Here is a 12,186-nt window from a genome sequence, read left to right as displayed (position 1 = left end):
CTGAAGCATCCTCCGCGACGCCGTTCCCAACGGAGCGGCTCCTCAGGATGAGGGCTCAGGTCGGCTCGTGGCCGGCCTCAGGCGGCGCAGACCGATTCGATCTTGGATTTCAGCGTCTGCGCATTGAACGGCTTGACGATGTAGTTGTTTACGCCGGCCTTCTTGGCGGCGATGACGTTCTCGGTCTTCGACTCCGCGGTGACCATGATGAATGGCGTCGCGGCGATCTCTTCCTCGTTGCGGACCTGGCGCAGCAGCTCGAAGCCGGTCATCGGCTCCATGTTCCAGTCCGAGATCACCAGCCCGTATTTCTTGTCGCGCATCTTGGCGATGGCGCTGCTGCCGTCCGAGGCATCGTCGACATTCTCGAAGCCGAGCTGCTTCAGGAGGTTGCGGATGATCCGCACCATGGTCTGGTAATCGTCCACCACCAGGATCGGCATCGACGGGTCAAGGGCCATGGTGGAACTCCGAGCATGCGAGCGCGCACCGGGCAATACCGATGCGCTGGCCGCTCTCTCAGAGCGGCAATCATGGGGCAATCCTGATAGCCGAGCGGTGTTTCAAAGCGGTTAATTCGATCGAAAACTGACGCAGCGTCATCATCCGAAAGGCGACCTCGCCCAGGCACGAAAGTTCTATGGTGCAATGCAGCGAATTGTGAAACGCTGACATCCCCTGTCTCATGTGGCAGCGGCTTTTCCACCGTTGCTGCGCATGCGAAACGACCGATGATGACCAGCACGCTCTATCAGGTTCATGCCTTCGAGGATCTGGCGATCGGCCAGCGCGAAAGCCTGATGCGCACCGTGATGGAGCGTGACATCTCGCTCTTCGCCGACCTCTCCGGCGACGCCAACCCGATCCATCTCTGCGACCGCTACGCTGCCGGCACGAAGTTCGGCCAGCGCATCGCCCATGGCATGCTCACCGCCAGCCTGGTCTCGGCCCTGCTCGGCACCCGCCTGCCTGGGCCGGGCGCGGTCTATCTCTCACAGACCCTGAACTTCCTCGCCCCGGTCAAGATCGGCGACGTCGTCACCGCCAGGGTCGAGGTGGTCGAGCTCGTCGCCGAGCGCCGACGCGCCCGGCTGTTCTGCGAATGCCTGGTCGACGGCAAGGCTGTTCTCGAAGGCGAGGCCTGGGTGGCGCTGCCGCGCGCGGAGGCGAAAGCCTGAAGCCGAAGCCTTGACGCTTCCGCCGGCTTGAGGCCAAACACGGCCCGCCGGAGCTTCCCGGCGCTCGGACGCTTGCGCTCCATGACCTCATCAGCCGAAGCGCCGCGATCCGATTTGCCGGCGGCCTTCATCCTCGAACCGGGAAAGCCCGTGCCGGACGCCCTGCGCGGGCGGGTGCTGGCGCTCGGCAATTTCGACGGCGTCCATCGTGGTCATGCCGAGCTGGCGCGGGTGGCGAACGAGATGGCGGCAGGCCAGGGCGGACAGGCGGCGGCGCTGACCTTCGAGCCGCATCCGCGCTCGGTCTTCCGGCCGGACCAGCCGGTGTTCCGGCTGACGCCGGCGGCGCTCAAGGTCGAGTTGCTCGCCGGCGAGGGGCTCGCGCCGAGCTTCATCCTGCCCTTCGACCGCGAGATCGCCGCGGTCGCCGCCGAGGCCTTCATCGACGAATTGCTGCTCGGCCGGCTCGGCGCCGCCGGTCTGGTCTGCGGCTATGATTTCCATTTCGGCGCAGGCCGCACCGGCTCGCCGGAGATGCTGCAGGCGCGGGCCGGAGCCGCTGGCGTGCCGGTGACTGTCGTCGCGCCGTATTCTTGGCAGGGCGAGCCGGTCTCCTCGACTTTGATCCGTGCTGCGCTGGAGCAGGGCGATGTCGCCCGTGCCGCCGAGTTCCTCGGCCGGCCCTGGTTCGTGCGTGGCGTGGTCGCCCATGGCGACAAGCGCGGGCGCGACCTCGGCTATCCCACCGCCAATATGCATCTGCCCCGCGACTGCCGGCTGCGTTACGGCGTCTATGCCGTCCGCATGCGCGTCGACGGCATCTGGCGCGACGGCGTCGCCAGCTTCGGCAGCCGCCCGACCTTCGACGATGGCGCGCCGCGGCTCGAGACCTTCCTGTTCGATTTCTCGGGCGATCTCTACGGCAAGACCGTCGATGTCGCCCTCGTCGCCTGGCTGCGCGGCGAAGCGAAGTTCGAGGCACTGCCGCCGCTGATCGCGCAGATGGACGACGACAGCCGGCAGGCGCGCGACATTCTTCGCCGGACGCCGCCCTTTCTTCCCTAGGCAACGCCTGCTAGAAGCCGCTCATGCCCGCTTTCCGCGCCACGATCATCGCACTGTCCCGGCGAATTACGAGCCCGGCTGCCGCCCTGCGCTGACGCGCGGGCGCCTGCGCAGTCCGGGATTTCGACCGCTTTCCCAGTTTTCGCGGACAAGAGCGCAGCGCCAGACCGATCTGGCCCGCCTGTCCGAACCGCCAGAGCCGGATCATGAACGACAAGACCGCCGAGAAGCCCGCCGCCCAGGACGCCAAGGGCCAGGACTATTCGCAGACCCTGTTCCTGCCGCAGACCGAATTCCCGATGCGGGCCGGCCTGCCGCAGCGCGAGCCGGAGCTGCTCGCCCGCTGGGCCAAGATGGACCTCTACCGCAAGCTGCGCGAGACCGCGAAGGGCCGTGACCGCTTCGTCCTGCACGATGGCCCTCCCTATGCCAACGGCAACATCCATATCGGCCACGCGCTCAACAAGGTCCTGAAGGACCTCGTCACGCGTTCGCAGCAGATGCTCGGTCATGATTCCAACTACGTGCCGGGCTGGGACTGCCACGGCCTGCCGATCGAGTGGAAGATCGAGGAGCAGTACCGCGCCAAGGGGCTGAACAAGGACGATGTCCCGGTCGTCGAATTCCGCAAGGAGTGCCGCGCCTTCGCCGAGCACTGGGTCGATGTCCAGCGCACCGAGTTCAAGCGCCTCGGCGTCGAGGGCGACTGGGCCGATCCCTATCTCACCATGGCCTATCCGGCCGAAGCGCAGATCGCCCGCGAGATCATGAAGTTCGCCGAGAACGGCATGCTCTATCGCGGATCCAAGCCGGTGATGTGGTCGGTGGTTGAAAAGACCGCGCTCGCCGAAGCCGAGGTCGAGTACGAGGAGCACACCAGCGACACGATCCATGTCGCGTTCCCGGTTCTCGGCTCGGGTCCGCTGGCAGAGGCCTCGGTGGTGATCTGGACCACGACCCCCTGGACGATCCCCGGCAACCGGGCGATCTCATTCCACCACAAGGTCGCCTACGGGCTTTACCGCGTCACCGCGGCACCGGAGAACAACTGGGCCAAGACGGGCGCCGCCTACATCCTGGCGAAGAACCTGGCCGAATCCGTCTTCAAGGCGGCGAAGGTCGAAGCCTACGAGCTGGTGGCCGATGTGTCTGCCGAGCAACTCGCGGGTCTGAGCTGCGCCCACCCGCTGCGCGGTCAGGGCTACGATTTCGACGTGCCGCTGCTCGATGGCGACCATGTCACCGACGATGCGGGCACCGGCTTCGTCCACACCGCGCCGAGCCATGGCCGCGAGGACTTCGACGTCTGGATGGCGAATGGCCGGATGCTGGCCGAGCGCGGCATCGAGACTAGGATCCCCTACACCGTCGATGCCGACGGCCGCTTCACCAAGGAGGCGCCGGGCTTCGAAGGGGCGCAGGTCATCACCGACAAGGGCGAGAAGGGCAACGCCAACGACGTCGTCATCAAGGCCCTGGCGGCGAGCGGCCATCTCGTCGCGCGCGGCCGGCTGAAGCACCAGTACCCGCATTCGTGGCGCTCGAAGAAGCCGGTGATCTTCCGCAACACGCCGCAATGGTTCATCGCCATGGACAAGCCCTATGGCGATGCCGGCGCGCCCGATCCGGCGGCTCCCGCGCCGACGGCGGGCGGCAATGCCGACACGCTGCGCAACCGGGCGCTGAAGGCGATCCGGGATACCGAATGGGTTCCTGCCGCCGGCGAGAACCGGATCAACGGCATGATCGCCAACCGGCCCGACTGGGTGGTCTCGCGCCAGCGCGCCTGGGGCGTGCCGATCACCGTCTTCGTCGAGAAGGAGACCAAGGAGGTCCTGGTCGACGCCAAGGTCAATGCCGCAATCGCCGAGGCTTTCGAGCAGGAAGGCGCCGATGCCTGGTTCACCGACACCGACGGCGCCCGCTTCCTGAAGCCCTTCGGCTACGACCCGGCGCTGTACGAACGCGTGACCGACGTGCTCGACGTCTGGTTCGATTCCGGCTCGACCCATGCCTTCACGCTGGAGAAGCGCGCCGATCTCAAGACGCATCGCGTCGTCGATGGCGGCAAGGACAAGGTGATGTATCTCGAAGGCTCGGATCAGCATCGCGGCTGGTTCCATTCGAGCCTGCTCGAAAGCTGCGGCACGCGCGGCCGGGCGCCCTATGACGTCGTCCTGACCCACGGCTTCTGCCTCGACGAGAAGGGCGAGAAGATGTCGAAGTCGAAGGGCAACGTCACGGCGCCGCAGGATGTGATCAAGGACAGCGGCGCCGACATCCTGCGTCTCTGGGTCGCTGCGGCCGACTATTCCGACGATCTGCGCATCGGCAAGGAGATCCTCAAGACCTTCGTCGAGACCTATCGCAAGCTGCGCAACACCATGCGCTGGATGCTCGGCACGCTCGCCCATTTCAGCGAGGAAATCCGCGTCACCGAGCCGGCTTCGATGCCGGAGCTGGAGCGGCTGATGCTGCACCGTCTCGCCGAGCTCGGTCCGCAGGTCGAGGAAGCCTACCGGACCTATGACTACAAGAAGGTCGTGAACCTGCTCTCGCAGTTCATGAACACCGAGCTCTCGGCCTTCTATTTCGACGTCCGCAAGGACGCGCTCTATTGCGATCCGCGCTCCAGCCATGTCCGCAGGAGTGCGCTCACCGTCGTCGACCATCTCTTCCGCTGCCTGACGACCTGGCTGGCGCCGATCCTGGTCTTCACTGCCGAGGAGGCCTGGCTCGAGCGTTATCCGCAGGCGAAGGCCGGCGAGGGCTCGGTCCATCTCGAGCTCTTCGCCGCGGTCGAGCAGAACTGGTTCGATCCCGAGCTCGCCGAGCGCTGGGCCAAGGTCCGCCGCGTTCGCCGCGTCGTCACCGGCGCGCTGGAGCTCGAGCGCGCTGCCAAGCGCATCGGCTCCTCGCTGGAAGCGGCGCCGATCGTCCATATCGCCGATCCCGACCTGCGCGCTGCCGTCAGCGGGCTCGATCTCGCCGAGATCTGCATCACCTCCGGCGCCAGGATCAGCGATGTGGAGGGGCCGGAAGGGGCCTTCCGTCTCGCCGACGTGCCCGGCGTGTCTGTCGTTCCGGTCCGGGCGTCCGGGGTGAAATGCGCCCGCTCCTGGAAGTATTTCGACCCGGCGACGGCCGAGGCCGATTATCCCGACGTCACCCCGCGTGACGCCAAGGCGCTGCGCGAACTCAGCCGCGCGGCATGAGCCAGCCGGAGCCGAACCAGCCGCCGGCCGGCACCGGCATGACGCCGTTGCGCCGGTTCGGCGTCGTCCTCGCCGTGGTCGTGCTGCTGCTCGACCAGGCGAGCAAGCTCTGGCTGCTCTTCGGCGCGCGCCTCGCCGAGGAAGGGCCGTTCCAGATCACCTCGTTCATGGAGTTCGTGCTCGCCTGGAACCGTGGCATTTCCTACGGCCTCTTCCAGCAGAGCACGGATATCGGCCGCTGGCTCTTGGTGGCGGTCTCCTTCCTGGCGCCGATCTGGCTCGGCCGCTGGATGTGGCGCTCGCAGGACAGGCTGACGGTCGCGAGCCTCGCCCTGATCATCGGCGGCGCGCTCGGCAATGGCATCGACCGGGCCGTCTTCGGCGCCGTGGTCGACTTCGTTCATCTCCATTTCGGGAGCTTCAGCTGGTACATCTTCAACGTTGCCGATGCGGCAATCGTTGTCGGAGTGGCCGGGCTTCTGTATGAGTCCTTCCGGCCCGGCGCCGGCAAGGCGGTCTCGCACTGAGATTGCTTGCCATGGTTTTGCCGCGGCGATCGATCATGACGGGGCATTCTGCCCCGGGACGGAGAATGGACATGGCTTATCGGATCCGCGCCTCGCGCATGCTGCTCGCCGGCGGCCTGCTGCTGGCTGCGACCCCTGCCTTTGCCCAGGAAGGCATGCTCTTCCAGAATCTGATGAAAGGCACGGGGCTTTTCGGCAGCGACAACAACGACATCGATTATAGGCAGCGTGCCCCGCTGGTCGTGCCGCCGTCCTCGACCCTGCCGAAGCCGCAGGAGCCGGGCGCGACGCGCACCGCCGCCTGGCCGGATGATCCGGACGTCGCCCGCCGCAAGGCCGATCGCGACGGCACCCGCGCCCCCTTCGCCAGCACCGAGGCCTATCGCGCCAACAACCGGCCCGAGATGACCCAGGAGGAGTTGCGCCGTGGGCGCGTCGTCGGCCGCGCCAACGGCCCGGACGGGATCGTTCCCGACCACAACAACTACAACAACCAGATTGCGCCGATCCGGATCGGCCGCGAGATGGCGGCGCGTCAGGCCCAGACCGACACCAGCAACCTGACCTATGGCAGCGAGCCGGAGCGGAAATACCTCGTCGACCCGCCGGTCGGCTATCGCCGGCCTGCCGGGACGGCGCCGCTCGGCCCGGGCCTCGCCGGCCCGCAGGAAGACAAGCATGCCGTCGGGCAGCGCGAGTTCCTGATGGGCACCAAGCCGATGCAGTAACGGCTTGGGGCGCGCCAACCCGGCGCGCCTTTGCCGGCGAAGCCGCGCGGGCTGGTTTCCGGCGATGCGCAGGCCTATCTTCCGGTGGAGCCCATCTCCGGCTCGGGCCGCCAGGCGGCTCGGGTCGATATCTTGTCCCGTTGCCGCAGGAGTCCGACCAGCCCCATGACGGTCCATACGCCGCCCAGCAGCGTCGCCAGCACGGTCGAATCCTTCCGGCTCGCCAATGGCCTGGAGATCGTGGTCGCTCCCGACCACCGGGCTCCGGTCGTGACCCACATGGTCTGGTATCGCAACGGCTCGGGGGATGATCCGGCCGGCAAGTCCGGCATCGCCCATTTCCTCGAGCATCTGATGTTCAAAGGCACGGCGAAATGGCCGGCCGGCGAGTTCTCCAAGATCGTTGCCGGTTATGGCGGCCAGGAGAACGCCTTCACCTCCTTCGACTACACCGCCTATTTCCAGCGCGTGCCGAAAGAGCATCTGCGCGCGATGATGGACTACGAGGCCGACCGGATGACCGGCCTTGCCTTCGACGAGAGCGTCGTCGGGCCGGAGCGCGACGTGGTGCTCGAGGAGCGGCGCATGCGGGTCGATGCCGATCCGGCCGCCCAGCTCGGCGAGGAATTCTCCAGCGCGCTCTACGTCCACCATCCCTATGGCACGCCGATCATCGGCTGGGAGCATGAGATCGAGGGGCTCTCCCGCGACGATGCCTTCGCCTATTATCAGCGCTTCTACACGCCGGAGAACGCGATCCTCGTCGTCGCCGGCGATGTCGAGCCGGCCGAGGTGCTGCGCCTGGCGCAGGACACCTATGGCGCAATCCCTGCGCGCGGCGAGCCGCCGCGCCGCAACCGGCCGGTCGAGCCCGATCCGCGCGCCGCGCGCCGGGTCTCGCTGTCCGATCCGCGCGTGCAGCAGCCCTCCCTGCGCCGCGCCTGGCTGACCCCGACCTATCTCTCCGAGCAGCGCGACCATGCCTTCGCGCTCGAGCTCGCGGCCGAGATCCTCGGCGGCGGCACCACTTCGCGGCTCTACCGGCAGCTCTGCGTCGAGCAGGAGCTGGCGGCAGGCGCCGGCGCCTATTTCATGGGTTCGATGGTCGACCGCTCGGCCTTCCAGGTTTCGGTGAGCCCGCGTCCCGGCGTCGAGATGGCGACGCTGGAGGCCGGGCTCGACGCGGCGCTGGCCGCCTTCATCGCCGATGGGCCGACCGAGCTCGAACTTGCCCGTGCGCGCACGCGCCTCGTCGCCGAGACGATCTTCGCCCGCGACAGCCAGTCCTCGCTGGCGCGCATCTTCGGCGCTTCGCTTGCCGTGGGCGAGACCGTCGAGGACGTGCAGCTCTGGCCGCAGCGCATCGAAGCGGTCAGCCGCGAGCAGGTCGTCGAGGCGGTGCGCCTCTATCTCAGGCCCGACCGCTCGGTCACCGGCCTGCTCCTGCCCGCCGCCTGATCACCAGCAGGCGGGCGTCAGGCGTCACGCCGTCAGGGAATGCCATGAACGCGCCGATCATACCTGCCCTTGCCGCACCCGGCCCTGCACTGTCCGTGCAGCGCGTCACCGCATCCTGCGGCGTCGAGGCCTGGCTCGTCGAGGAGCACAGCCTTCCCCTGCTTGCGCTCGATTTCGCCTTCGATGGCGGCGCCAACCGCGACCCCACCGATGCCGCCGGCAGCGTCAACCTGATCTCCGGCCTGCTCGACGAAGGCGCCGGCGATCTCGACGCCGAGGCCTTCCAGGGCCGCATGGCCGATCATGCGATCAGCCTCTCCTTCGATGCCCGCCGCGACGATTTCCACGGCCAGGTGCAGACCCTGTCGCGCCATCGCGACGTCGCCTTCGAATTGCTCGGCCTCTCCGTCAACGCGCCGCGCTTCGACGCCGACGCCGTTTCGCGTGTCAAGGCGCAGGTCATCGCCGGGCTGCAGCGCCAGGCCCAGAATCCCGATACGCTCTGCCGCAACGCGCTCTTCTCCGCCGCCTTTCCCGGCCACGCCTACGGCCGGCCGGAGCGCGGCGACGTCGCCAGCGTCGGCGCCTTGCAGCCGCAGGCGCTGAAGACCCTCTCGCGCGACCTGCTGAGCCGGGGCGGACTGAAGTTCGTCGCTGTCGGCGACATCACTGCCGCCGAGCTCTCCGATCGGCTCGATGCGCTGTTCGCAGGCTTGCCGGCCGGGCAGCCGCGCGTCCTGCCCGAGGCCGCCCTGCCGATCGCCAGCCTCGGCGAAACCCGCATCGTCGATCTCGACGTGCCGCAGACCGTGCTGCGCTTCATCGGCCCCGGCCTGATGCGGCACGATCCCGATTTCTTCGCCGGCACCGTGCTGAACCACATCCTCGGCGGCTCCGCCTTCACCTCGCGCCTGTTCATGGAAGTGCGCGAGAAGCGCGGCCTCGCCTATGGCGTCTCCTCCAGCCTGATGCCGCTGCGCCAGAGCGGCTTCCTGATCGGCGGCACCTCGACCCGCAATGACCGCGTCGCCGAATCGATGACGGTCATCCGCGACGAGATCGCCAAGCTCGCCGCCGAGGGGCCGAGCGAGCATGAGGTCGAGGAAGCCAAGCGCTACATCATCGGCTCCTACCCGCTGCGCTTCGACACCTCGCCCAAGATCGCCGCCGAACTGCTCGGGCTCGCGGTCGTCGGCTTCGAGCCGGAATTCCTGGCCGAGCGCAACCGGCATTTCGCCGAGGTGACGCTCGCAGACGTCCGGCGCGTCGCGGCGCGCCTCTTCGGCGAGGGCCGCCTGCTGGTCCAGGCCGTCGGCCGCCCGGTCGGGCTCGCCTGAGCCTGGAGCGCTTCCGCGTTTCGCTGAATCGCGGAAATGCTCCACCCCTTGTCCTGTCGCATTTTCTTGACGCGAACCGGTGTCCACTTCGCTTGAAAATGCTCTAGCCTTCCTTCCTCCAGACGTCCGGATCAGCTCCATGCTCCAGCAAAGCCTCGACCTCGCGCTCGTCTCCGGTGTCGGCGAAGGCGGGATTCCCGACGCGGCCTTCGACCAGGCCGTGGCCGATCTCGCTCCCGCTCTGGCGCGGCTCGCGGGGGAGGCCAAGACCTTGCCGCTGCTCGGCCTGCCCGCCGAGACCGCCGATCTCGAACCCGTACGCGTGGCGGCCGCTCGCCTGCGCGACGGCGCCAGCGACATCCTCGTGCTCGGCACCGGCGGCTCCAGCCTCGGCGGCCAGACCCTGGCGCAGCTCACCGGCTATGGTACCGCTGGCCTCTCCGCCTTCCTGCCGGAGCCGCGCGTCCACTTCATCGACAATCTCGACCCGCTGACCTTCGCCGCGCTGCTGAAGACGCTGCCGCTGAAGACGACCAAGTTCGTCTCGATCTCGAAGTCCGGCGGCACCGGCGAGACCCTGCTGCAGACCATTGCCGCGATCACCGCACTGCGCGGCGCGGGCATCGCCGAGGACAAGATCGGCTGGCATTTCCAGGGCCTGTCCGAGCCGGCAAAGCCCGGCAAGCTGCACGCGCTGCGGGCGTTGCTCGAGCCGTTCGGCGTGCCCTTCCTCGAACACCATACCGGCGTCGGCGGGCGCTATTCGGTGCTGACCAATTGCGGCCTGCTGCCGGCGGCGGTGCTCGGCCTCGACATCGTCGCGCTGCGCCAGGGCGCCGCCAAGGCGCTCGCCCCGGTCCTTGCCGGCAAGGGCGTCAAGGAGACCCCGGCGGCGCTCGGCGCCGCGCTCAACCTCGCGGCGATGCGCAACGGGAAGAACATCGCCGTGCTGATGCCCTATGCCGACAAGCTCGCTTTGCTGACCCGCTGGTGGATGCAGCTCTGGGCCGAGAGCCTCGGCAAGGACGGGCAGGGCACCCAGCCGGTCGGGGCGCTCGGCCCGGTCGATCAGCACTCCCAGCAGCAGCTCTATCTCGCCGGTCCCAAGGACAGGCTCTTCACCGTGCTGACCGTCGCCAACAAGGGCAAGGGCCCGGCGATCGACGCGGCCTTGGCCAAGCAGATCGGCGAGGGCGATTTCGCGGATAAGACGATCGGCGACCTCGTCGCGGCGCAGGGCCTCGCCATGATCGACACCTTCGCCAAGAACGGCAGGGCGGTGCGCAAGCTCCATGTCGACGTGGTCGACGAGGCGAGCCATGGCGAGATCCTGATGCATTTCATGCTGGAGACGGTTCTCACCGGCTACGCCATGGGCGTCGATCCGTTCGACCAGCCGGCGGTGGAGGAGGCGAAGATCCTCGCCAAGCGCTATCTTGCCGAAGGGCGCGGCTGAACGATTCGGCCGGGCCGCTGGTTTCACCCAAGACGTCATCCCGGGGGAAGCGAAGCGCAGACCCGGGATTCATCATAGGGCGCGGCGCTCTACGATGGATCCCGGCGCAAGGCCGGGATGACGCGGTCTGGAGCTCTCGTTGAGTTCCGTTTTTTCTTATGCCGTGCCCATGACCGTCCGCCGCCTCGACCCCGTCCTCGTCGACCGCATCGCCGCCGGCGAGGTGATCGAGCGGCCGGCGGCTGCCGCGAAGGAACTGGTCGAGAACGCCCTCGATGCCGGCGCCCGCTCGATCGCGGTGACCATCGCCGCCGGTGGGCGCGAATTGATCCGCGTCGTCGACGACGGCGCCGGCATGACGCCGGAAGACCTCGCGCTCTCGGTCGAGCGTCACGCCACCTCAAAGCTTCCCGATGGCGACCTCTTCGCCATCCGCTCGCTCGGCTTCCGCGGCGAGGCCCTGCCGTCCATCGGTTCGGTGGCGAGGCTCTCGATCACGACGCGCCGGCGCGACGCGGCGCAGGGCGTGGGCCTGGTGGTCGAGGCGGGCGTCAAGGGGCCGGTGCGGCCGGCGGCTGCCGCCCTCGGCACCCGCATCGAGGTCAGCGACCTCTTCATCTTCACCCCGGCGCGGCTGAAATTCCTGAAGAGCGACCGCGCCGAGGCGCAGGCCGTCTCCGACATGCTGCGCCGCCTCGCCATCGCCCATCCCGAGGTGCGCTTCTCGCTCGAGGGCGAGCATGTCAGCGCCTTCGACTGGCCGGCCGAGCCGATCGGCGAGGAGGGCCGCCTGCGCCGTCTCAGCCGGGCGCTCGGGCGCGACTTCCCGGAGAATGCGCTGCCCGTCGAGGCCGAGCGCGAGGGCGTCAGGCTCTCGGGCTTCGCCGGCCTGCCGACCTTCCATCGCGGCACTTCGGCCGGTGTGCACATGGCGGTGAACGGGCGCCCGGTGCGCGACAAGCTGCTGCTCTCGGCGGTGCGCGGCGCCTATGCCGACGTCGTGCCCTCCGACCGGCACCCGGTGCTCTATCTCGACGTGCTCTGCGATCCGTCTCTGGTCGACGTCAACGTCCACCCCGCCAAGAGCGAGGTGCGCTTCCGCGATCCGGCGCTGGTGCGCGGCCTCGTCGTCTCCAGCCTCAAGGCGGCGCTGGCGAGTGCCGGCCACCGCGCGACCTCGACCGGCGGCGCCCGTACGCTTGAAGCCTTCCGCGCCGTCTTC

At 68.2% G+C, this 12,186-nt stretch carries 10 protein-coding genes; 9 read left to right on the top strand and 1 reads right to left on the bottom strand.

The features are described from left to right. Positions 1-77 precede the first annotated feature (77 nt). On the bottom strand, positions 78-461 hold the full coding sequence (locus RKE40_RS19960; protein ID WP_066468028.1) for a response regulator: 384 nt from the start codon (positions 459-461) through the stop codon (positions 78-80). A 270-nt stretch (positions 462-731) separates the two neighbouring features. On the opposite strand from RKE40_RS19960, the gene RKE40_RS19955 reads away from it, so the two are divergent. The 9 genes from RKE40_RS19955 to mutL all read left to right on the top strand — a co-directional run. Continuing rightward, positions 732-1,178, top strand: coding sequence for a MaoC family dehydratase (locus RKE40_RS19955; RefSeq protein WP_390893459.1), 447 nt, complete (start codon positions 732-734; stop codon positions 1,176-1,178). A gap of 81 nt (positions 1,179-1,259) precedes the next feature. Next, positions 1,260-2,243, top strand: coding sequence for a bifunctional riboflavin kinase/FAD synthetase (locus tag RKE40_RS19950; protein WP_316019967.1), 984 nt, complete (start codon positions 1,260-1,262; stop codon positions 2,241-2,243). A 206-nt stretch (positions 2,244-2,449) separates the two neighbouring features. Beyond that, positions 2,450-5,458: an isoleucine--tRNA ligase gene (gene ileS / locus RKE40_RS19945; protein ID WP_316019966.1), complete on the top strand. Its 3,009-nt coding sequence runs from the start codon at positions 2,450-2,452 to the stop codon at positions 5,456-5,458. Between the two features lie 38 nt (positions 5,459-5,496). Beyond that, complete coding sequence (lspA, locus tag RKE40_RS19940) at positions 5,497-5,985, top strand: signal peptidase II (protein WP_316020001.1); 489 nt, start codon at positions 5,497-5,499, stop codon at positions 5,983-5,985. Between the two features lie 71 nt (positions 5,986-6,056). Continuing rightward, the gene (locus RKE40_RS19935; protein WP_316019965.1) at positions 6,057-6,713 is read left to right on the top strand and encodes a hypothetical protein; all 657 of its coding nucleotides are present in this window, start codon (positions 6,057-6,059) and stop codon (positions 6,711-6,713) included. A gap of 165 nt (positions 6,714-6,878) precedes the next feature. Then, on the top strand, positions 6,879-8,171 hold the full coding sequence (locus tag RKE40_RS19930) for a M16 family metallopeptidase (RefSeq protein WP_316019964.1): 1,293 nt from the start codon (positions 6,879-6,881) through the stop codon (positions 8,169-8,171). A 44-nt stretch (positions 8,172-8,215) separates the two neighbouring features. Beyond that, positions 8,216-9,508, top strand: a complete 1,293-nt coding sequence (locus RKE40_RS19925) for a M16 family metallopeptidase (RefSeq protein ID WP_316019963.1) — start codon at positions 8,216-8,218, stop codon at positions 9,506-9,508. 139 nt (positions 9,509-9,647) lie between these two features. Continuing rightward, a complete protein-coding gene (locus RKE40_RS19920; RefSeq protein WP_316019962.1) occupies positions 9,648-10,964 on the top strand; it encodes a glucose-6-phosphate isomerase in 1,317 nt (438 codons plus the stop codon). Positions 10,965-11,133: 169 nt separating this feature from the next. Further along, positions 11,134-12,186 (top strand): DNA mismatch repair endonuclease MutL (gene mutL, locus RKE40_RS19915; RefSeq protein ID WP_316019961.1); only part of this gene is annotated, 1,053 nt, incomplete at its 3' end.

Origin of the sequence: Allobosea rubneri (assembly GCF_032464875.1) — a bacterium.
In the GTDB taxonomy this organism is placed as follows: Bacteria; Pseudomonadota; Alphaproteobacteria; order Rhizobiales; family Beijerinckiaceae; genus Allobosea; species Allobosea rubneri.
Note: the sequence above shows the minus strand (reverse complement) of the source record. Positions and strands in the feature narration are given on the sequence as shown.

Bases quoted from the DNA above. Each gene is read 5' to 3' on its own strand.
- lspA (WP_316020001.1), top strand. From the start codon at position 5,497: ATGACGCCGTTGCGCCGGTTCGGCGTCGTCCTCGCCGTGGTCGTGCTG.
- RKE40_RS19935 (WP_316019965.1), top strand. From the start codon at position 6,057: ATGGCTTATCGGATCCGCGCCTCGCGCATGCTGCTCGCCGGCGGCCTG.
- ileS (WP_316019966.1), top strand. From the start codon at position 2,450: ATGAACGACAAGACCGCCGAGAAGCCCGCCGCCCAGGACGCCAAGGGC.
- RKE40_RS19920 (WP_316019962.1), top strand. From the start codon at position 9,648: ATGCTCCAGCAAAGCCTCGACCTCGCGCTCGTCTCCGGTGTCGGCGAA.
- RKE40_RS19925 (WP_316019963.1), top strand. From the start codon at position 8,216: ATGAACGCGCCGATCATACCTGCCCTTGCCGCACCCGGCCCTGCACTG.
- RKE40_RS19930 (WP_316019964.1), top strand. From the start codon at position 6,879: ATGACGGTCCATACGCCGCCCAGCAGCGTCGCCAGCACGGTCGAATCC.
- RKE40_RS19960 (WP_066468028.1), bottom strand. From the start codon at position 461: ATGGCCCTTGACCCGTCGATGCCGATCCTGGTGGTGGACGATTACCAG.
- RKE40_RS19950 (WP_316019967.1), top strand. From the start codon at position 1,260: ATGACCTCATCAGCCGAAGCGCCGCGATCCGATTTGCCGGCGGCCTTC.
- RKE40_RS19955 (WP_390893459.1), top strand. From the start codon at position 732: ATGATGACCAGCACGCTCTATCAGGTTCATGCCTTCGAGGATCTGGCG.